At 67.0% G+C, this 20,215-nt stretch carries 19 protein-coding genes; 8 read left to right on the top strand and 11 right to left on the bottom strand.

Translation table 11 applies throughout. The features are described 5' to 3' along the window. Window positions 1-9: 9 nt before the first annotated feature. Both rpsJ and ABQE44_RS04030 read right to left on the bottom strand, forming a co-directional pair. Window positions 10-315, bottom strand: a complete 306-nt coding sequence (gene rpsJ, locus ABQE44_RS04035; RefSeq protein ID WP_003883485.1) for a 30S ribosomal protein S10 — start codon at window positions 313-315, stop codon at window positions 10-12. Window positions 316-868: 553 nt separating this feature from the next. After that, window positions 869-2,407 carry a carboxylesterase/lipase family protein gene (locus ABQE44_RS04030; protein WP_448428430.1) on the bottom strand — a complete coding sequence of 513 codons (1,539 nt, stop codon included), beginning with the start codon at window positions 2,405-2,407 and terminating at the stop codon, window positions 869-871. Window positions 2,408-2,557: 150 nt separating this feature from the next. On the opposite strand from ABQE44_RS04030, the gene ABQE44_RS04025 reads away from it, so the two are divergent. Beyond that, a complete protein-coding gene (locus ABQE44_RS04025) occupies window positions 2,558-3,808 on the top strand; it encodes a cytochrome P450 (RefSeq protein WP_448428428.1) in 1,251 nt (416 codons plus the stop codon). An 86-nt stretch (window positions 3,809-3,894) separates the two neighbouring features. Here the strand turns inward: ABQE44_RS04025 and mftG are convergent, their stop codons facing one another. The 7 genes from mftG to mftA form a co-directional block, all read right to left on the bottom strand. Further along, window positions 3,895-5,328, bottom strand: a complete 1,434-nt coding sequence (gene mftG, locus ABQE44_RS04020) for a mycofactocin dehydrogenase MftG (RefSeq protein WP_448428426.1) — start codon at window positions 5,326-5,328, stop codon at window positions 3,895-3,897. Window positions 5,329-5,337: 9 nt separating this feature from the next. Continuing rightward, window positions 5,338-6,750: a mycofactocin biosynthesis glycosyltransferase MftF gene (gene mftF / locus ABQE44_RS04015; protein WP_448392770.1), complete on the bottom strand. Its 1,413-nt coding sequence runs from the start codon at window positions 6,748-6,750 to the stop codon at window positions 5,338-5,340. Continuing rightward, window positions 6,747-7,490, bottom strand: coding sequence for a mycofactocin biosynthesis peptidyl-dipeptidase MftE (gene mftE / locus ABQE44_RS04010; protein ID WP_448428424.1), 744 nt, complete (start codon window positions 7,488-7,490; stop codon window positions 6,747-6,749). The genes mftF and mftE overlap by 4 nt, the downstream gene beginning before the upstream one ends. A 117-nt stretch (window positions 7,491-7,607) precedes the next feature. Further along, window positions 7,608-8,801: a pre-mycofactocin synthase MftD gene (mftD, locus tag ABQE44_RS04005; protein WP_448428422.1), complete on the bottom strand. Its 1,194-nt coding sequence runs from the start codon at window positions 8,799-8,801 to the stop codon at window positions 7,608-7,610. Window positions 8,802-8,803: 2 nt separating this feature from the next. Further along, a complete protein-coding gene (gene mftC, locus ABQE44_RS04000) occupies window positions 8,804-10,003 on the bottom strand; it encodes a mycofactocin radical SAM maturase (protein ID WP_448392767.1) in 1,200 nt (399 codons plus the stop codon). Then, on the bottom strand, window positions 10,000-10,305 hold the full coding sequence (gene mftB / locus ABQE44_RS03995) for a mycofactocin biosynthesis chaperone MftB (protein WP_448428779.1): 306 nt from the start codon (window positions 10,303-10,305) through the stop codon (window positions 10,000-10,002). The genes mftC and mftB overlap by 4 nt, the downstream gene beginning before the upstream one ends. 14 nt (window positions 10,306-10,319) lie before the next feature. Continuing rightward, entirely contained in the window at window positions 10,320-10,412 is a 93-nt protein-coding gene (mftA, locus tag ABQE44_RS03990; protein ID WP_448392766.1) for a mycofactocin precursor MftA, read from the bottom strand. 95 nt (window positions 10,413-10,507) lie between these two features. Here mftA and mftR point away from each other — a divergent pair, with 95 nt between their 5' ends. From mftR to ABQE44_RS03970, 4 genes are all read left to right on the top strand, one after another. Continuing rightward, complete coding sequence (gene mftR, locus ABQE44_RS03985) at window positions 10,508-11,110, top strand: mycofactocin system transcriptional regulator MftR (RefSeq protein WP_448428420.1); 603 nt, start codon at window positions 10,508-10,510, stop codon at window positions 11,108-11,110. Window positions 11,111-11,174: 64 nt separating this feature from the next. After that, complete coding sequence (locus ABQE44_RS03980; protein WP_448428418.1) at window positions 11,175-12,821, top strand: NAD-dependent malic enzyme; 1,647 nt, start codon at window positions 11,175-11,177, stop codon at window positions 12,819-12,821. Between the two features lie 55 nt (window positions 12,822-12,876). Continuing rightward, window positions 12,877-13,401: an RNA polymerase sigma factor gene (locus ABQE44_RS03975; RefSeq protein ID WP_448392763.1), complete on the top strand. Its 525-nt coding sequence runs from the start codon at window positions 12,877-12,879 to the stop codon at window positions 13,399-13,401. After that, window positions 13,398-14,681, top strand: a complete 1,284-nt coding sequence (locus ABQE44_RS03970) for a VOC family protein (RefSeq protein WP_448428416.1) — start codon at window positions 13,398-13,400, stop codon at window positions 14,679-14,681. The genes ABQE44_RS03975 and ABQE44_RS03970 overlap by 4 nt, the downstream gene beginning before the upstream one ends. A 54-nt stretch (window positions 14,682-14,735) precedes the next feature. On the opposite strand, the gene ABQE44_RS03965 is transcribed toward ABQE44_RS03970, so the two are convergent. After that, the gene (locus ABQE44_RS03965; RefSeq protein ID WP_448392761.1) at window positions 14,736-15,908 is read right to left on the bottom strand and encodes an NAD(P)/FAD-dependent oxidoreductase; all 1,173 of its coding nucleotides are present in this window, start codon (window positions 15,906-15,908) and stop codon (window positions 14,736-14,738) included. 136 nt (window positions 15,909-16,044) lie between these two features. Beyond that, window positions 16,045-16,557: a TetR/AcrR family transcriptional regulator gene (locus ABQE44_RS03960; protein ID WP_448392760.1), complete on the bottom strand. Its 513-nt coding sequence runs from the start codon at window positions 16,555-16,557 to the stop codon at window positions 16,045-16,047. Between the two features lie 669 nt (window positions 16,558-17,226). Here ABQE44_RS03960 and ABQE44_RS03955 point away from each other — a divergent pair. The 3 genes from ABQE44_RS03955 to ABQE44_RS03945 are packed head-to-tail and all read left to right on the top strand — an operon-like array spanning window position 17,227 to window position 20,207. Then, the gene (locus tag ABQE44_RS03955; protein WP_448392759.1) at window positions 17,227-18,003 is read left to right on the top strand and encodes an MlaE family ABC transporter permease; all 777 of its coding nucleotides are present in this window, start codon (window positions 17,227-17,229) and stop codon (window positions 18,001-18,003) included. After that, on the top strand, window positions 18,000-18,851 hold the full coding sequence (locus tag ABQE44_RS03950) for an ABC transporter permease (protein WP_448392758.1): 852 nt from the start codon (window positions 18,000-18,002) through the stop codon (window positions 18,849-18,851). Before ABQE44_RS03955 ends, ABQE44_RS03950 begins: the two co-directional genes overlap by 4 nt. A 3-nt stretch (window positions 18,852-18,854) precedes the next feature. After that, window positions 18,855-20,207, top strand: coding sequence for an MCE family protein (locus ABQE44_RS03945; RefSeq protein WP_448392757.1), 1,353 nt, complete (start codon window positions 18,855-18,857; stop codon window positions 20,205-20,207). The last annotated feature ends 8 nt before the right edge of the window (window positions 20,208-20,215 follow it).

The following is a 20,215-nucleotide window of genomic DNA, read 5'->3' as shown; positions in this document are numbered from 1 at the left end:
TGGAATCTCCTACTGGATGTTGACGTCAACGCTGGCCGGCAGGTCGATACGCATGAGCGCGTCGACCGTCTTCGGCGTCGGGTCGAGGATGTCGATCAGTCGCTTGTGTGTACGCATCTCGAAGTGCTCCCGCGAGTCCTTGTACTTGTGCGGTGAGCGGATGACGCAGTACACGTTCTTCTCAGTTGGCAGCGGCACCGGGCCGACCACGCTGGCGCCCGTGCGGGTGACCGTCTCGACGATCTTGCGCGCCGAGGCGTCGATCGCCTCATGGTCGTAGGCCTTGAGCCTGATGCGGATCTTCTGTCCCGCCACGCTTCTCCTACCTCACTACTAACGGGCCCCTGCTGGGCCTGGTCTGTAACCCGCGCGCCAAGACCAACCCGGTCGCGCGGGCATTGCCGCCGCTGTTTTCCTGTCTATGGTTCACCGACCCCCGCGCTCGGGTGTGTCGCCCTCACGCGTATCCGTCCGCGTCGGAAACCGTCGCGATCGAGATGGGGACCGGACACGCCCGCTTGGGGCGCTGGTCGTATGCCCCCTGCCAGGCAGTCCCGAAATGGGCTCCGTCCCGGCTCAAGGCAACCCGAACAGTATGCCTTAGATCGCAGCCTCGGCCAAATTCGCCCACAGGGACAAACGAGCGGAAAAGTGCGAGTAGATCGCACCATCATGTCGAACTCGGCGCCGCCCCGACCAGGCTACCGCGCCCCGGCCGCACGCCCGGCTACCTTACTGCGGAGTAAGATAGCCGCACATGGCCGTCGCGACCACGTGCTGGTGACGCCGATCCGGCCGCCGAGAGATGTAAGGGCGGGATCTGCCTCGCACTTTTCCGCCCGTTTGTCCCTTTCGGCGCATAAACCATCTAACCCAAGCCCGCCCAGAACGGGCACTGGTGGCGCTCCTCGAACGTCGTGACCACCCGGCTGCCGTCGGGCTGCAACAACATCCGCTCCCCCGCGGCGTCGTCGCCCAACTCCGGCCAGCCCGAACCCGGTGAGCCGGTCGTCACGAACTCGCTCCAGTAGTCGATCATCTGCTCGGATAGCCGCTGCTGCGCTGGGGTCAGTGCCGGCGCACCGCCGACGTCGAACAGATAGCGCAGCTCCAACGAGTGCCCGGCCCCGACCGGCAACGGCGCCGCACGCAACGGCTCCGGCGCGGGCGCATGGGGATCGTCGAACTCGTAGGAGTACACGGCCCGCCCGTCGGCCAGCGCATCGGCCATCCGGTCGGCGACGCACGCGAACACGCCGTCCGTCGTCGCCACCGAATACGCCAGCGGCACACTGCCTCCGAAGCGGTCGGGTGGATATCGCTGCGCCACCGCCTCCGCGTGCGCACCGAACGCTTCGGTGAGCAACTCGGGATAGTGGGCGGCGTCGATCGCGCGGCCGCGCACATACTGCAGCGCGGTGAACAAGTTGAACTCGTCGGCCGTCGTGCCGATCAACACCGGCACACGTGCCGCGCGCCCTTCGGCCAGCCCGGTGAGCGGATCCACCGGAAGCGTCGCCGTTCCGGTCACCGGACCGCTCAACTGTTCGGTGCCGATGCGGTCATAGAACAGGGCGCGCGCCAGCTTGTCGGCCGGTAACGCACGTAGGCACTGCGCGGCGACGACGGCGCCGGCGCACCCGACCTCGGCCGCGTACCGCAGGCTCACCTCCTGGGCGGCCGGCAGTTCGTATTGGGCCTGGCACGGCGCGCTCTGGATGATCGCCGCCCGAAACAACCCGGCCGAGTCGGGTGCGACGAGGTGGTCGCAGACCGCCATGCCGCCCGCGGACTCCCCGGCGATCGTGACTTTCTGCGGGTCGCCACCGAACGCGGCGATGTTGTCGCGCACCCACCGCAGCGCCGCCTGCTGGTCGGCCAGCCCGTAGTTGCCGACGTCGGCGCCCGCACCCAGCGCGGGATGCGCGAGGAATCCCAGCGCGCCCAGCCGGTAATTGAGGGTGACGACGACGATTTGGCCGCGGCCGGCCAACGCGCGCGCGTTGTAGATGTCGCCGCTGCCGTTGGTGAAGCCCCCGCCGTGGATCCACACCATCACCGGCCGGAGCTCGCCGGACGGCGGCGGTGTCCACACGTTGAGGATCAGGCAGTCCTCGCTGGTGGGCCGGCCGTCGACGTCGTTGGTGGCGTCCTGGACGCACCGTGGGCCGGGCCGCGCGGCGTCGTGCAGGCCCTCCCAACTGCGCACTGGCTGCGGCGGGCGCCAGCGCAGCGGGCCGACCGGCGCTGCGGCATAAGGGATTCCGGCGAAGTAACGGTGATCGGCAGAGACGGTGCCGCGCACCGCGCCCATGTCTGTCTGCACCACCCCGGGCGCGGCCGGCACGTCGACGACGGCGGTGCCGCCCTGTGCGCACGAGCAGAGCACAACCAATGCCACGGCCACCGCTATGACCTTGGCCGGGACCGGGCGAAGCGTTGCCGAGAGCACGGCGCCGAGACTACTGACACCGTCTGGATGCCAGCGTGTGCTTCGTCACATATACTGGTAACTTGACACCCGTCAAGTTAGGTCGAGCGCGATGGAGGAGCCTGTATGAGCACGCCGACGATGGATGAGGCCGCCAAGGTCCTGGCGGATCCGAAGGCCTACGCCGACGACAAACGGCTACACGCGGCGCTTACCCACCTGCGGGCCAACGACCCGGTGGCCTACGTCGACAACCCGCCGTACCGGCCGTTCTGGGCGATCACCAAGCACGCCGACATCATGGACATCGAGCGCGCGAACGACCTCTGGCTGTCTGAGCCCCGGCCGCTGCTGGCGACCGCGGAGGCCGACGACCTCGCCAAGGCGCAACTCGAGGCCGGCATGGGTCTGCGCACGTTGATCCACATGGACGATCCGCACCATCGCAAGGTGCGAGCGATCGGCGCAGATTGGTTCCGCCCCAAGGCGATGCGCGCGCTGAAGACGCGGGTCGACGAGCTGGCCAAGCACTATGTCGACAAGATGGCCGAAGTGGGGCCGGAATGCGACTTCGTCACCGAGGTGTCGGTCAACTACCCGCTGTACGTAATCATGTCGCTGCTCGGCCTGCCCGAGGAGGACTTCCCGCGCATGCTCCGGCTCACCCAGGAGCTCTTCGGCGGCGACGAGGACGAGTACAAGCGCGGCACCACACCCGAAGAGCAGATGGAGGTGTTGGTGGACTTCTTCGACTATTTCCGGAAGCTGACGGAGTCCCGCCGGGCGAATCCCACCGATGATCTGGCATCCGCGATCGCCAACGGTCGCGTCGACGGGGAACTGCTCTCCGACGTCGACTGTCTGTCCTACTACGTGATCGTGGCCACCGCCGGGCATGACACCACCAGCCACGCGATCTCCGGTGGGCTACAGGCGCTGATCGAGACTCCCGATCAGCTCGCTCGGCTGAAGGAGAACCCAGACCTGATGCCCACCGCCGTCGAAGAGATGATCCGCTGGACCACCCCGGTCAAGGAGTTCATGCGCACCGCCGCCGCCGATGCCGAGGTGCGTGGCGTACCGATCAAACAGGGCGAATCCGTCTACCTCGCTTATGTTTCCGGTAACCGCGACGAGGATGTGTTCGACGAGCCGTTCAAGTTCGACGTCGGTCGCGACTCCAACAAGCACGTCGCATTCGGTTACGGCGTGCACTTCTGCCTCGGTGCGGCGCTGGCCCGGATGGAGATCAACAGCTTCTTCACCGAACTGCTCCCCCGCCTGGAGTCGATCGAGTTGGCCGGCGAGCCGGAACTGACGTCGACGGTGTTCGTCGGCGGGCTCAAGCACCTGCCGATCCGCTACTCGCTGCGCTGAGCGACTCGCCCTTTGTGGCGAGCAGACGCAAAGTGTTGCCGAATCCGCGTGTTTAGTACGACTTTGCGTCTGCTCGCCGGAAGAAATCAGCCCGTGACGAACTCCGCGGCGCGATGCCCCAGCATCACGATGGTGGCGTGCGGGCCGCGGCTGGTGATCGTCGGTAGCACCGATCCGTCGACCACCCAGAGGCCGTCCATGCCGCGGACCCGGCATCGCGGGTCGACGACGGCCGCGGGGTCGTCGTCGGACCCCATCGGCGCGGTGCCGCAGAGATGCTGCGAGGTGGACCACGACACCGCGCCGACATCGGTGGTGGCGTCGACCAGTTCGCGGGCCAGCTCGGCGCCCGCCTGCAGCTGGGCCACGTCGTCGGGCTCGCTGTCGTAGCGGTGCTCGATGGTCGGCGGCACGGTCGGGTCCGCTGATGTGACGGTGACGCGCCCCCGCGAACGCGGTTGCATCAACGTCACACCGAGATGCGGCCGGTCGGCGGGATCGTTGCGGCGCCCGCTCACCATTGCGCCGAAACCCGCTGTGTAGGGTCTGATCTCGAGTCCATCAGCGGTGGTCAGCACCGCCTCCAAAGGTAGCGCCGCGCGGCTGGGCGACCAGTTCACCGGCAGCACCCACTCCGGATGATCGGCGGTGGAGGCGCCGACCGGAAGCGCCGCATGCACCTGGATCCCCGCTGTGCGCAGGACGTTCTCCGGCCCGACACCCGACAGCATCAACAGATGCGCTGAGCCGATTGCACCGGCGCACAACACGATTCGATCCGCCGCCAGCTCGACAGCGCCGTTCGGACCGATACAGTCCAGCCCTGTTGCCCGGCTCCGGTCGATGCGAACCCGCGCGGCCCGATGGTTGGTCAGCACGGTGAGGTTCGCCCGGCTCATCGCCGGCTGCAGAAACGCGCCGCCGGGGCCCACCCGGGTTCCCTTCTCGACGTTCAGCGGGACAGCGCCGACCCCAGCCGGAAGCGAGGTGTCGGCCGTGGACCCGTTGAGGTCGGGTATCCAGGGATATCCGGCGCCTATCGCCGCATCAACGAAAGCGGCGGTGCAGCCCTCGAATTCGGCAACCCGACGCACCGAAATCGGGCCGGCCGACCCGTGGATCGGGGTGTCGAAGTCCAGGTCGGTCTCGATCGCCAGGAAATGCGTGAGCACCTCCTCCCACGTCCAGCCCGGTAACCCCCAACCGTCGAAGTCGCTCGGCAGCCCGCGACAGAAATAGCCGCCGTTGACCGCTCCGGATCCGCCGACGACGGCGCCGCGCATGATTTGTGCGTGGCGTTGCGGCGACGACGTCAGCGTCGTGGGATACCTGCGCACCACCGAACTGGCCGCGCCGATCGGCAGCCGCAGCCCGTCTTGAATCTGGATGAGCACCTGCGGGTCGGATGGGCCCGGCCCAGCCTCCACGACGGTGACCCGGCAGTCCGGGTCTACTGAAAGGCGTTCGGCCAACACAGATCCGGCACTTCCCGCACCGACAATGAGTACGTCGCTGTGCAAGGCGGAACTTCAGGTCCTGATCTGGGGCTTGAGCGCACCGAAATGGCGTTCCCGTACCACGCCGGTCCACAGACCGGCTCCGTAGGCGATGTCGTCGAGTCGTTTGAGCAGGATGTAGGTGAGCAGGCCGATGGGTTTGGCGTCCTCCTCGGCCTTGCTGTTGCGGCCGATCCAGTCCACCACCCCGTCGACCACCGCAGCCACCAGCACCACCTGCCGGCACCGTCGCGACAGCAGTGCGGCGATCAGCGCGACCGGCCAGTAGTGCCGGCAGATCGCCGAAGCGAGTTGCAGCGCCGCCGACCACAGGCCGTGCGCGGCCACCACCGCGACTTCCTTGGGCTCGGTCTCCACCGTGGACAGGGACCTGGCGATGCGACGACCGGTGATGGTGGCGACCACCATCGACGCCAGATATCCGAAGCCGGAGCCCATCACCAGCAGCATCCACACCACAAGCGTCCACCCCGAGATCACCAGCGGCGCGGTCTTGCCGGGGTGGCGTACCGCAAGCGGCGCGGCCGCCGAGCCGTAAAAAGACTTGCGCGAGAGCCATTCTCGAACCTGTGTGCGGTGATCGTGGGCGACGAGCGCGACCGGCTCATAGCGCAGCCGGGCTCCTGCCTCGATCAACCTCCAGCACAGGTCGACGTCTTCGCCGGACCTCAGCGTCTCGTCGAATCCACCGATCTCCTTGAGCACCGAACGGCGGCAGATGATCGCGGCGCTGGGCACGTAGGACACGGTGCCGTAGGGTACGACGGGCGCCTCACGCACGCCGAGGTCGAGCGAGGAGCGCACGGCTTCGTAGCGGGCGACGGTGTTGACTGGCTCGCGCAGCCCGACGATGCGGGGGGCGACCAGCGCGACCGCGGGGTCGCAGAAATGGCCCAACAGGGCCTCCAGCCATCCGCGCCGGGGCACCACGTCGGAGTCCAGGAAGGCCACATAGTCGGTGCCGCACGCCGCCATGCCGGCGTTGCGCGCTGCCGCCGGTCCCCTGCTGCGGTCGTGGCGCAGCACGGTGACGTCGCAGTGCATGTCGGTGAAATCGGCCGGTTGGACCGGGGCGATCGACCCGTCGTCCACCACGATGACGCGCAGCCCGCGCAGCGAGGCGACCAGACGATGCAGTCCAGTTGTGTTGTCGCGCACCGGGATAACGACCGTCACATCACGGTGCGAGGGTCCGGTGGCCGGTCGCGGATGTGCGACGGTCGCGTCGAGCAGTGTGCGTGCGAGCTGTGCGCTGACGGCGTCGTGCACTTCGAGGCGGCCCGCGTTGAGCATGGTCCGTGCGGCCGGCGCCAGGCGCAGCAACCGGGTGGGGGATCCACCGAGCAGCGCGGAGCCCTCGCCGAGCACCTTGACGCGGCGATCCACCTGGATCGCGAACCCATCCGGCAGCCGCGGGCCCGTCATGTCAACATCCCGTCGCGCCCCGGCGCCCAGCGGGCGATCCGCTGCAAGCAGCCGTCGACCATGCTCGCGAACAAGTACGCGCCCTCCTGCGCGGACGCAGTGGTGGGGTCGCCGAGCACACCCACCTCGCTGACCGCGGCGACGCCGCCGCGACGCATCTGGGGCATGAGCTCCGCCAGCGGCGCTCGGTTACCGGGCACGCGTTCGTCGAGCCTCACGTCCTTCGGCGAAATATGTAGCAGTACAGAGGTTTCGGTATGGCCGGCGTGCGCGTCGGCGCTCGCCACGCTGCACGAGCACCATGCGGCATCCCGGCCTTCGCGGCGAAGCAGAGTCGTCGCGCTGACCAAGGCGTCGACGTTCCCGCCGTGGCCGTTGACGAAGATGACACGCGAGGCCCACCGCGAGGCTGACCGGCCGAACTCCAGCAGCAAAAGGTGCAGAGCCGAGGTGCCGATCGAGATGGTGCCGCTGAACCCCTCATGCTCGCCGCTGGCGCCGTACCCGATCGCCGGCCCGACCATCCAGTTCGATTCATCTCGGTCGGTCATCCGCTGCCCGACGGCGTAGGCCACCGCGGTCGCGATGCGGGTGTCGGTGTCCAGTGGCAGGTGGGGTCCATGCTGTTCGGTCGATCCGACCGGAACGATCAACGCTGATGACGCGTTCTGTAGCTGCCTCGACGTCACGTTACCGAGCGCGCGAAGGGAAGCCACCCGCCGATGGTAGGCCGAATTCACCTGTCGTGCGCCGATTGTTGGTGCATGCGTAGCAATTGATTTTCCGAAGTCGTCGCCGACGACAGCCGAGTCACCACGTCCGTCCCCTGCGCCACGCCTGTACCAGCAGCGACGGCCTCAGCTCGCCGGATCGGCGGGTACCCCCAGCGCCTGCACAAACCCCGGCGGGACGAGCACGTGCTCGGGCGCAAGATCCTGCACGGCGGCCAGCCCCAGGCCCAGCAGGGCCGAGTCGATGCCACCGCGCAGGACGTCGAGGACGTTCTCGACGCCGGCCTGTCCGTTGGCCGCCAGCCCCCACAGATAAGCCCGGCCGATCATGACCGCGCGCGCACCGAGTGCCACCGCCTTGACGACGTCGCTGCCCCGCCGGATGCCGCCGTCCAGCAACACCTCGACCTGGTCGCCGACGGCCTCTGCGATCGCGGGCAGGGCCCGGATCGACGCGGGCGTTCCGTCGAGGTTGTTCCCGCCGTGGTTGGATACCGAGATCGCTGAAACACCTGCGTCCACAGCACGTTTGGCGTCGTCGACCCGCATCACGCCCTTGAGCATGAACGGTCCGCCCCACAGTTCCCGCAGCCAGGCGATGTCGGCCCAGGTCGGCGGCGGGGTGGACATCCACTCGCCATACGCCGCGAAAAACGGCGGGCCGGGTTCACCGCGGGCCGCCTGGTTGGGCACCTGCAGGTTGGGCGGACGCAGGGTTTTGGCCCATTGCAGGAACCAGCGCGGGCGGGTCAGCCCTTCGGGCAGCATCCGGACCGTGGTGCGCAGGTCCATCTGCTCGGGGATCTTGGGGCTGCCCCAGTCCCGACCGTGGGAGAAGCTCCAGTCGGTGGTGACGATCAGGCCGGCCGCGCCGGCCTCCCGGGCCCGCTGGACGCGGGCGGCGATGGCGTCGCGACCACCCAGCCAGTACACCTGGAAGAACGTCTTCGGGTTGGCGGCGATCACTTCTTCGATCGGCTTGCTGGCGAACGACGACAGCCCCATCGCAGTGCCGCGCGCTGCGGCCGCGCGCGCGACGGCGACCTCCCCGTCCGGATGCACCGCCTGCACGCCCGTCGGCGAGATCACGACGGGCATCGAAATATCTTGTCCCATCACTGTTGTCGCCAAGTCACGCTTCTCAACCCCGCCGACCACGTGGGGCGCGAAGCCCAACTCGGCGAAGGCGTCGACGTTGTCGGCGACCGTCACACCCTTCTCGCTGGCCGCGATCAGCGCCGCGTACACCGACTTGGGCAGCCGCTTCCTGGCCCGCTGCTGGGCGATCGCGACGGTTTCGAACCAGGTATCTCGCGCCATTCCTACACCGGGCTTTCGTTGCACAGCCGGGCCGGAGGTTTGGTCAACAGCTTGAGCATGACCGGCTGACTGCGGGAGTGGTCTTGGCTGGGCCGCGGCTTGTCGCGCTCGCGGGCCAGCGCGGGGGCGCCGTAGCCCTCGACGCATTCGGGGTCAGGACCGTCCATCGGCAGGCCCGTGAAGAACTTCGCGGCCATGCAACCGCCGCGGCAGCTGTCGTAGTGGTTGCAGCTTGCGCACGCACCTGCGGACTGCGGTTCGCGCAGCTCCTGAAACAGCGGCGCGTTCTTCCACACATTCTGGAATCCGGTGCCGAAACCACTATCGCGCAACACGTTTCCGGCAAGGAACCGGTCGTGGATGGCGAACGGGCAGGCGTAGACGTCGCCGATCGGATCGATGAGGCACACCACCCGCCCGGCCCCGCACAGGTTCAGGCCCGCCAGCGCGCCCGGTTCACCTAGGCCGGACAGGTGGAAGAAGGAGTCACCGGTCAGCACGCGGTCGCCCTTGGCCACCAGCCAGTTGTAGAGCTGGACCTGCTGTTCGGCGGTCGGATGCAGGTCGTCCCATACGTCGGCGCCGCGGCCGGAGGGCCGCAGCCGGGTGATGCGCAGCGTCGCACCGTACTGCGCTGCCAGCGCGGCGAATTCGTCGAGCTGGTCGACGTTGTGGCGGGTGACGACGACGGAGATCTTGGCGTCCTTGAAGCCCGCGTCGGCGAGGTTCTGCAGCGCTGTGGTCGCCATCGCGAACGATCCGGCGCCGCGGACGGCGTCGTTGACCTCGGCGGTCGCGCCGTCCAGGGAGATCTGCACGTCGACGTAGTCGCTGGCGGCCAGCCGCGCGGCCACCTCCGGGGTGATGCGCACCCCGTTGGTGGAGAACTTCACGCCGACGTGATGGTCGGTGGCGTAGTCGACGAGCTCCCAGAAGTCAGGACGCACAGTCGGTTCGCCGCCACCGATGTTGACGTAGAACACTTGCATGCGCTCGAGCTCGTCGATGATGTCCTTGCACTGCTGGGTGCTCAGCTCACGCGGATCACGTTTGCCCGATGAGGACAGGCAGTGCACGCAGGCCAGGTTGCATGCGTAGGTGAGTTCCCAGGTCAGGCAGATCGGGGCGTCCAGTCCGTGCTCGAACTGCTCGATCAGACGTGGAACCGGCGCCGGCGCGGGCGGCATATCTACAGAAGTCATTGCGGTACCAGCATTTTCGATTGGGCAAGCACACGCAGTGCATGCAGGTAGGGAGCCTGTTGCGCGTCGTCGACGCCGGCGGCACGGCAGGCGGACCGAACATCGGGATGATCCGCGAGGGTGTTGACCACGTCGACGATCGTCCGGTTCTTGAGAAATGACAGCTTGCGCGTCCCGAAGTGGTACAGCAGCGCACCGAACGGCTCCGGCCGCACCGCCACCTGGTGGTGCAGCCGCCAGCCGCGTCCGGGGTCGAACGCCGTGCCCGTCGGCGACACCGCGTCGCCGCCGGACACCGCCATCGACGAAGCCACGGTCAGTAGACCCCGCACATCCCGTCGATCGACACCTCTTCGACCAGCGTCTCGGTCACCAGCTCGGTGTTCTCGACCTGCTGATTCGGCTCCATGGCGGTCCACCTTTCGGATCACAGACTCTCGACAATTGTGAGCGAGATCGCCATAATATGGCATCGAGTGCCGAATTAAAAGTGGGGGTGGGCTGATGCGACCGGATTCCCCGCCGCGCGTGGGTCGTCGACGCTCCACGACCACCGACCACCTCAGCAACGTGGCCATCGACCTGTTCACCGCGCGGGGTTTCGACGCGGTCAGCGTCGAGGACGTCGCCGAGGCCGCGGGGATCGCCCGCCGCACGTTGTTTCGCTACTACCCCTCCAAGAACGCCCTGCCGTGGGGTGACTTCGACGGCCACCTCGACCATCTGCGCGATTTGCTCGCCGACCTCGACCCGGGCGTGCCGATCGGCGAGGCGCTGCGCGGCGCCCTGCTGGCGTTCAACACCTTTGACGAAGCGGAGACGGTCCGTCACCGCCAGCGGATGCGCGTGATCCTGGAAACCGCTGAACTGCAAGCCTATTCGATGACAATGTATGCCGGTTGGCGCAAGGTCGTCGCGGCGTTCGTGGCACGCCGGCTAGGGGGAAGACCAACCGACCTGACACCGCAGACGGTGGCATGGACGATGCTCGGGGTGGCCCTGTCGGCCTACGAACACTGGTTGGCCGACGAGACGGTTTCGCTGGCGCAGGCACTCGGGGCGGCCTTCGACACGGTCAGCGACGGCCTCTCGGAACTGGAACGCTGAAACGCTTCGCGTATCGACGACGTCGGCGCTAACTTGGGGGCCAGTCGCCGGAGGGGATTTCTCGATGCCCGAGAAGAAAGCTGGACACGCTCTGCTGTTCGACGCGTTGTGGACCAAGGGCACCGCGTTCACCCATGATGAACGTCGCGAGTTCGGGCTCCTGGGCCTGCTGCCAACCGCCACCAAGACACTGGCCCAGCAGGCCGAGCACTGCTGGCAGGAGTTCTGCAGGCGCCGTGCGGATTTGGACAAGCACATCTACCTGCGCGCGCTGCAGGACCGCAACGAGACCCTGTTCTACCGAGTGCTGCGCGACCACATCGGCGACACAATGCCGATCGTCTACACGCCCACCGTCGGAGAGGCGTGCCAGCGGTTCAGCGAGATCTACCAACGCCCGCGCGGGTTGTTCGTGTCCTATCCCGACCGGAAGTGGCTGCGTGAGGTGTTGCGCAACCGGTCATTCCATGACGTCGACGTCATCGTCGTCACCGACGGCCAGCGCATCCTCGGCCTGGGCGACCAGGGCATCGGCGGGATGGGCATTCCGATCGGCAAGCTCTCGCTCTACACCCTCATCGGCGGCATCGATCCCGCCCGAACCCTGCCGATCGTGCTCGACGTCGGCACCGACAACGTGGAGCTCCTCGAGGATCCGCAGTACCTGGGCTGGCGTCACCGCCGCATCGACGGTGACGAGTATTTCGCGTTCATCGACGAATTCGTCAGCACGGTAACCGAAGAACTGCCCGATGTGCTGCTGCAGTGGGAGGATTTCGCCAACGCGCACGCGTTGCCGATCTTGCGGCGCTACCGCGACCGGCTGCTCACATTCAACGACGACATCCAGGGCACCGCGGCGGTCACCCTCGGTGCGCTGCACGGCGCCGCCAAGGTCGCGGGCCTGCCGCTGTCACAGCAGCAGGTGGTGATGCTGGGCGCCGGTTCGGCCGGTATCGGGGTGCTGGAGATGGTGCATCGTCAGATGGTCGCCGAAGGGCTGTCGCCGCAGCAGGCCGCCGCGCAGATCTGGGTCGTCGACATCAAGGGCCTGCTCACCGACGACCGCACCGATCTGTCGCCGGACCAACACAAGTTCGCCCAGCCGGCAGGGCGCGTCGCCGACTGGGGACTGACCGAACCACCTCAGCTCGCCGACGTCGCGCACCATGTGGATGTCGGCGTGCTGATCGGGCTATCCACTGCCGCAGGGGCTTTCACTGAACAAATCGTGCGTGAGGTTGCGGCCAAGACACCGCGGCCGATCATCTTTCCGCTGTCTAACCCCACCAGCCGTGCCGAGGCCCACCCGGCTGAACTCGACGAGTGGACCGAGGGCCGCGCGCTGATCGCCACCGGCTCCCCGTTCGCTCCGTTGCGCCGCGGCGGCGTCGAACACCCGGTCACCCAGTGCAACAACGCCTACATCTTCCCCGCCGTCGGCTTGGCCGTCACCGCCGCGCAGGCCCGCCGCGTCACTGACGAGATGATGCGGGCCGCGGCAGCTGCCCTCGGTGACGCCTCCCCCGCCCTCACCGATCCGGCTCGACCGCTGTTGCCGGCGTGGTCGCAACTACCCGAGATCGCTGTGGGTATCGCACACGCCGTCGCCGTCCAGGCCGTCACCGACGGTGTGGCCCCGCACCGTAGCCCGGCCGAACTGGCGGCCCGGATCGCGCAGGTGCGGTGGGAGCCGGAATACCGGGGCTGAAAATAATTTCGCCGGAAGGCGTCGGAGTTTGGGCCCGGATGGCGACGATATGGGTGTGAGCGCCGAATCGGATGGCGACGACGCTCCACGGGCCTTGTTGGCGCTGTACGACGAAGCACTGCCGGTTGTCTACGGCTACTTCGTAAGGCGCTGCGGGGACCGTGGCACCGCCGAAGACCTGACGTCGGAGACCTTTCTGGCGGCGATGGATGCCGCCAGAAAGGCGAATCCCCCGCCGATCAGTCGGCGGTGGCTGCTCGGGGTGGCCCGCCACAAGCTGGCTGACCACTACCGCCGCCGCCACGACCGGTTCTCCGTCCCCGTCGCCGAGCTGCCCGAACCGCTCGACGCGCCCGACGACTGGGACGTCGAACTGGATCGCATCGTTGCCGAGAGCGTGCTCGCAAAGCTGCCCGAACAGCATCGCACCGTGCTGGCGCTGCGCTACCTGGACGACTGTTCAGTGCCCGAGTGTGCCGAGTTGATCGGCCGAACCGTGCACGCCACCGAGGCGCTGTTGGTGCGGGCCCGCCGCGCCTTCAGATCGAACTATCCGGAGCCGGAAGGAGGGAAGTCGTGAACAACAGCAACGACCCGTTGACCGTGCTGCACGGCGACGAACTTCCCGTCCACCCAGATCCGGCGTTCGCGGCTCGGCTGCGCGCGCGCCTCGAATCAGCTGTGTCCCTTCCTAATCGAACCCAAGGAGTTGTCATGAGCGGCACCGATACCGCGATCGCCGAACTTGCCGGGACCGAAACCGCCGCGTCCAGCGTGCCCCGCTCGGCGGCGCTGCCCTACCTCGCCGTGTCCAACGCACGCGAGGCCATCGCCTGGTACGTCGACGCGCTGGGCGCGACGCTGGTCGGCGAGCCGATCGTGATGGACGACGGCCGCATCGGCCACGCCGAGCTCGCGCTCGCAGGCGGAATGTTCTACCTCGCCGACGAATATCCCGAGATCGGCATGAAATCTCCTGCCCCGCAGGCGGCTTCCGTGATGCTGATGCTGGCGGTGCCGGACGCCGACGCCGCCGTCGAGCGGGCCCGCGAGCATGGGGCGACCGTTGCGGGGGAGGTCAGGGAAGCCCACGGTTCGCGCAGCGCGGCGATCATCGATCCGTTCGGGCACCGCTGGACGCTCAGCGGACCGCTGACCGGCGCCGCGACGCCGATCCAGCACGGCGACGTCGGCTACGTCGCGGTGTGGGCGCCCGACGCCGACCGCGCGGCGGCGTTCTACGGCCACGTGCTGGGCTGGACCTACGACCCGGCCACCCGCCAGGTCACCAACACCGAGCAACGCATCGGCATCGTCGCGGCACCCGGCACGCCGACGATGGTGTGCTGCTATGCGGTCACCGACCTGGCGGGGGCACGGCAGTCCATCCTCGACGGCGGCGGCAGTGTCGGCGATGTGCAGGAATTCGACTTCGGTGCGGTGCTCAACGCGACCGACCCGGCAGGAGCCCCGTTCGCGGTGTTTGAACCTGCGCCGGGAACCCGCCGACCGAAGCTCAACGGCGCTGGGCCAGGGGAGCTTTCGTACATCACCTATCAGGTGCCCGACTCGACGGCGTTCAAGGCGTTCTACAGCCGGATGCTGTTCTGGTCATTTGAGCCGGGCCGGGTCGAGGACGGCTGGGGCATCCAGCACACCCATCCGATGGCGGGGCTGGCCGGCGGCGCGACCGAGTCGGTGACGGTTCCGATGTGGACCGTCGAGGACGTCGACGCGGCGGTCACCCGGGTGGTCGAGGCTGGCGGCACGGTGCTCGACGCGCCGTCCCAGCAGAGCTATGGCAAGTCGGCGCTGTGCGCCGACGACCAGGGCACCCGCTTCTACCTCGGCGAATTTTGAGATTTCGGCGCGCTTTTGCCCCGCTAGGGTGCATGAGCGCGCCGAAATCGCCCACTACAGGACGTCGGCGATGGGGGCACCCGCAGCGATCTTGCTGCGGGTCTTCATCACCTTGCCCGGCAGGCCGCCGCCGACCACGCCGGCGACCACGCCGTCGCGCTCGTAGAACGCCAGGAACTTGCGTCCGTCGTCCTCGACGATGTGCACGGTGTCGGTGGCCTCAGGCTCGCCGAGGCACTGGATCTTGATGTCGTACTGGTCGCTCCAGAAGTACGGCACGGCGGTCACCGCCGACACTTCCTGGCCGATCAGCGAAGGCACCAGAACGCGGGCCTGGTCGGCGACGTTGCTCCAATGTTCAACGCGCACTTGCTTACCCACAGTGTTGCGCCAGGATGCGACGTCGCCGATCGCCCACACGTTGGGTGCACTGGTCCGGCCGGATGCGTCGCAGACGACGCCGTTGTCCAGGTCGATGCCGGAGCCTTCCAGCCAGCCGGTGGCGGGCTGGGAGCCGATCCCGACGACGACGACGTCGGCATCGAGCTCGGTGCCGTCGCTCAGGATCACCTTCTCGACCCGGTCGCTTCCGCTCACCTCGGAGACACCGACGCCGCAAAACACGTCGACGCCCTCGCCGCGGTGCAGCCGGGCCACCAGCTCGCCGATCTGTTCTCCGAGCACCGACGCCAGCGGTGCCGGCTGCGGCTCGACCAGCGACACCGCGACGCCGAGCCTGCGCAGGCTGGCCGCGACCTCGCAGCCGATGAAGCCGGCACCGACGACGACCGCGCGCTGCGCCGACTCCGCCTCCTTGCGCAGCGCGAGGCTTTCGTCGAAGTTGCGCAGCACGTGGATTCCGGCGAGGTCGGGAAACGACGGAATGCGTTTGGGTACCAGGCCTGTCGCGATGATCAGCTCGTCGTAGCCCAGCTGGCTGCCATCGGCCAGCGTCAACGTCTTGGCGGCGGTGTCCACCGAGCGCGCGCCGTTGGCGAGGAGCACGGTGATGTCGTTGTCCTCGTAGAACTCGGCAGGCTTGAGCGTGACGTCGTCAGTCTCGGCGCGCAGCACTTCCTTGGACAGCGGCGGCCGGTCGTAGGGCAGGTGGTCCTCGTCGCTGACGATCGTCACCGGTCCGGTGTACTCCGAACGACGCAGCTGTTCAGCCGTGCGGGCAGCCGCCAACCCGCCACCGACGATGACGATGCCCCTAGCAGTGGTCATGCGGAGTTTTTACACGATGGTGTCGGCGTACGGTCCGCCACCCTGGCCTAGCAGGCCACCGCCACTCGGCACACCAGACCTGTTTCGGCCATCCCCGGGCTCAGGTACCGGCGTCGAGGATGGGCGGCGAGGCCGATCATTTCCGAATGAAGATCGCCTTCAAGGTTTCGAAGGCTCGGTCGAGGTCGATATCGTCGGGCGCCACCCGCCACTCCAGATGGACGCCGATAATGGCGCCAGTAAGGACCGCGACATATTCCTCCCGGCTGACACCGGGTGGCAACGAAGCATCGAGAGTCCAATTCTCCACCCACTTGCGCAACGAACGGTGCAAATCGGCATAGAAGCCGTGCACCGGCGATCCCGGCTCCACGGCTTCGGCGACCAACGTGATGAGCAGCCTGGTGCTGGGCTCCTGAATGAGTGTCTTGATCCGATCCAAGCTGGCTGCTGTGCCGCCCGCCGGAGCCTCGGCTTGCTCGAGCCAGCTGCTCGAAATCTGTTCGATCACCGCCTCGAGCAGGCCGTCCTTATTGCCGAAGTGCCACGGGATTGAGCCTCGGCTGATGCCGGCGCGGTCAGCGACATCGGCGACGGTCGTCTTCCGAAAACCTTGCTCGGCGAACAGCTCTGCCGCAGCAGCGACCAACAGCCGCCTGCTTTCACTGCTTGTCTGTGCCCGTCTGGTCGCCGCCATCCGCCCCATCACCGCCCTCTGAGTGCATGCGTAGTCTGGCAGATGACCCGTTACGTGTCACCCGGCCGACTGTATGTTATCCAACACAGTGCGACGGTGGGTTGATGAAACACGCCGGTGGCGGGTCCCGCCCTTGACGACGGTGCGGTACGTCCAGCATTTCCGGCGATATGTTGTGCCACAACACATAAAGGTGCGAGCACGTCATATTGCCTGGGCGCGACCTTGTTGACACGCTTCTCTCACCTACCGAGAGAGGACCTTCAGTTGCATACCGAGAAGCTGAAGCAATTGAGCGGCAAAGAAATTGCCGTCACAGTCGACGACCAATAGCACTGGGCGGAAATCCCGATCGCGCCGGCCGGAAGCTCGAATGGTCAACCGGGCCGACATCGAGGCGAGCGAGACGGTCTACAGAACTGCTGCCGCACCATCAGCGCCCGCCGAGTTTTTCACAGTCTGCCAATCGACTCTTTACATGTCATAGAACCGATTGTATGTTGTCCAACACAGAAGGGAGGTGCGTTCGATGGCAGTGCGCACTCATCGGATGGCCAGCGACGCCATCGCCTCCCCACCGGTCGTAGTTGTCCCGTCACGAACCGTCGGCAGGGCGCACCGATGACGACGCTGGCAACCGCCGCCAAACCGGTCCGTGGCCTCGGTGAGTTCTTCGGCATGGCGCTCGACACCTCGGTGGCGTTGCTGCGCTGGCCATTTCCGTGGCGGGAGTTCGTCATTCAGGCATGGTTCGTGGCGCGGGTGTCGCTTGTGCCTACCGTGCTGCTGTCCATCCCCTTCAGCGTCATGCTGGTGTTCACCTTCAACATCCTCTTCGCTGAATTCGGCGCGTCAGACTTGTCGGGCACCGGCGCCGCAAAAGGCACGGTCACCCAGGTCGGTCCCATCGTGACCGTCTTGGTGGTGGCCGGCGCCGGCGCCACCGCGATGTGCGCGGACTTGGGGGCCCGAACGATTCGGGAGGAGATCGATGCGCTGCGGGTGATGGGCATCGATCCCATTCACGCCATGGTGGTGCCGCGGGTACTGGCTGCGACGTTCGCGGCGGTGGTGCTGTCCTCCATCGTCAGCGTTGTCGGTCTGCTCGGCAGCTTCTTCTTCGCGGTCTTCGTCCAGAACGTCACCCCCGGCGCGTTCGCCGCCGGGCTCACCCTGATCACCGGGCTCGCCGACGTGGTGGTCGCCATCATCAAGGCCGCTCTCTTTGGGTTGGCCGCCGGATTGATCGCCTGTTACAAGGGCATATCCGTCAAAGGTGGTCCAGCAGCGGTCGGCAACGCGGTCAACGAAACGGTGGTGTACTCCTTCGTCGCGTTGTTCGCGATCAACGTCATCACGACGGCTCTCACCGTCCGCCTGGTGGGAGCGATCAGTTGACGAGCCTGCCAAGCCGACATTTCGGCCGGCTCAACCGCATCCGGCGCGACTGGCTAACGGCGTTGGATCGGGTAGGTCTGCAGACGCAGTTCTACGCTGCCACTCTCCGTTTCACCGGAGATGCGTTGCGGCATTACAAGACCGAGATTCTGAGATTGATCGCGATCATGGGTCTGGGCACCGGGGCGTTAGCGGTGATCGGCGGGACAGTGGCGATCGTCGGCTTTCTGACCCTGACCACCGGCGCACTGATCGCGGTACAGGGCTACAACCAGTTTGCCGAAATCGGCGTCGAAGCCCTGACCGGCTTCACTTCGGCGTACTTCAACGTCCGATTGATCGCGCCGCTGACATCCGCGATCGGACTGGCGGCAACCATCGGCGCGGGTGCTACCGCGCAGCTGGGCGCCATGCGAATCAGCGAGGAGGTCGATGCGCTCGAAGTCATGGGCATCCGGTCCATCGCCTATCTCGCCTCCAGCCGCGTCATCGCCGGAGTGATCGTGGTGATACCGCTGTACTGTGTCGCGGTCCTGATGTCGTTCATGGCAGCCCGATTCGGCACCACGTTCGTCTATGGACAGTCCCCGGGTGTCTATGACCATTACTTCAACACGTTTCTCAACGAGACCGACCTGGTCTGGTCGTTTGTCCAGACGGTGGCGGTCGGCGTGATCATCATGCTGGTGCACACGTACTACGGCTTCAACGCTGCCGGTGGACCCGCCGGCGTGGGCGAGGCCGTAGGTCAGGCGGTACGTGCGTCGCTGGTGTGCGCTGCCGTCGTCACTATGTTCGTCTCACTGGCCATTTACGGCCAGTCCGGTGACTTCCACTTCACGGGGTAGCGAATGCATCCCAATAGCGGACGGCCGCAACATCTTCGCCCGGCGTGGTGGGTTTTCTTCCTGGTCGTCGTCAGCGTGGCGTTCATGGTGATCTGCTCGGCGCTGTTCGTGGGCGCGTTTCGGACCTCCGTGCCAGTGACGGTGACAGCCGAACGAGCCGGGTTGGGTATGGAGCCCGGCGCCAAGGTGCGGTTGCGCGGCGTCGAGGTGGGCCGGGTCGCCGAGAGCGGGGGGCCGAGCTCGCAGACGAAGCTTCGACTCGAAATCTCGCCGGACCAACTCCGCCACATCCCGGCCAACGTGACCGCTCAGATACGGGCGACGACGTTGTTCGGCGCAAAGTACGTCGACTTGATCTATCCCGACTCGCCGAGCGACAAGCCTCTCGCCGCTGGCGCCGTGGTGCAATCCTCGAACGTCGGCACCGAGATCAACACCGTCTTCGAGGATTTGGTTGCGGTTCTGCACCAGATCGATCCGCCGAAACTGAACGCGGTGCTGACCGCAGTGGCTGACGGCGTTCGCGGCCAGGGCGAGCGCATCGGCGAAGCAACCACCGCAGCCAACGAGGTACTTCAAACGCTGAATCCGCGGATGGCGACGGTGCGGCTGAACTGGCAGGCGGCGCAACGCTTCAGCGATGCCTACGGCGCCGCAGCCAGTGACATCATCGCGGTGCTGGACGCATTCAGTACCACCAGTGCCAGCGTCAGCGAACGCCGCGATGACCTCGACGCGCTGCTGTTGGAAACCACGGGACTTGCTCGTGCCGGTATCGATCTGCTCGAGCCCACCAGCGCCGACCTGATCGAGGCGATCAACCTGGTGCGGCCGACGACCAACCTTCTGCACACGTACAACCCCAGCTATACCTGCCTGCTGATGGGAGCCAAGTGGTGGCTCGACAACGGCGCCTACGACATCATGGGGGGCAACGGCCGAACCGCGCTGTTGGACGCGGGATTCAACTGGGGCGATGACGCCTACCGCTATCCCGAAAACCTGCCGATCGTCGCCGCGAAGGGCGGCCCGGGAGGCAAACCCGGATGCGGGTCGCTGCCCATTGTGCGCGAGAACTTTCCGGTGCGCCAACTCATCACGAATACCGGTTGGGGGACGGGCGTCGAGCTGCGGCCGAACCCCGGTATCGGCCACCCGTTCTACGCGAACTATCTCCCGGTGACCCGTGCGGTTCCCGAGGCTCCGAGCATCCGGGGCGAAGGCCCGCCCGCGATCGGGCCGGTGCCCTACTTCGGCGCGCCACCCTACGGCGCACCGCTGTACGGACCCGACGGTGCACCGCTGTATCCGCCGCCACCACCGTGGGCCGCACCCGGGCCCGCAGGTGAGCCGTGACCGACACT

Source organism: Mycolicibacterium sp. XJ2546 (assembly GCF_053483195.1).
Note: the sequence above shows the minus strand (reverse complement) of the source record. Positions and strands in the feature narration are given on the sequence as shown.

Bases quoted from the DNA above. Each gene is read 5' to 3' on its own strand.
- ABQE44_RS04025 (WP_448428428.1), top strand. From the start codon at position 2,558: ATGAGCACGCCGACGATGGATGAGGCCGCCAAGGTCCTGGCGGATCCG.
- mftF (WP_448392770.1), bottom strand. From the start codon at position 6,750: ATGACGGGCCCGCGGCTGCCGGATGGGTTCGCGATCCAGGTGGATCGC.
- mftD (WP_448428422.1), bottom strand. From the start codon at position 8,801: ATGGCGCGAGATACCTGGTTCGAAACCGTCGCGATCGCCCAGCAGCGG.
- mftC (WP_448392767.1), bottom strand. From the start codon at position 10,003: ATGACTTCTGTAGATATGCCGCCCGCGCCGGCGCCGGTTCCACGTCTG.
- mftB (WP_448428779.1), bottom strand. From the start codon at position 10,305: ATGGCGGTGTCCGGCGGCGACGCGGTGTCGCCGACGGGCACGGCGTTC.
- mftA (WP_448392766.1), bottom strand. From the start codon at position 10,412: ATGGAGCCGAATCAGCAGGTCGAGAACACCGAGCTGGTGACCGAGACG.
- mftR (WP_448428420.1), top strand. From the start codon at position 10,508: ATGCGACCGGATTCCCCGCCGCGCGTGGGTCGTCGACGCTCCACGACC.
- ABQE44_RS03980 (WP_448428418.1), top strand. From the start codon at position 11,175: ATGCCCGAGAAGAAAGCTGGACACGCTCTGCTGTTCGACGCGTTGTGG.
- ABQE44_RS03965 (WP_448392761.1), bottom strand. From the start codon at position 15,908: ATGACCACTGCTAGGGGCATCGTCATCGTCGGTGGCGGGTTGGCGGCT.
- ABQE44_RS03955 (WP_448392759.1), top strand. From the start codon at position 17,227: ATGACGACGCTGGCAACCGCCGCCAAACCGGTCCGTGGCCTCGGTGAG.
- ABQE44_RS03945 (WP_448392757.1), top strand. From the start codon at position 18,855: ATGCATCCCAATAGCGGACGGCCGCAACATCTTCGCCCGGCGTGGTGG.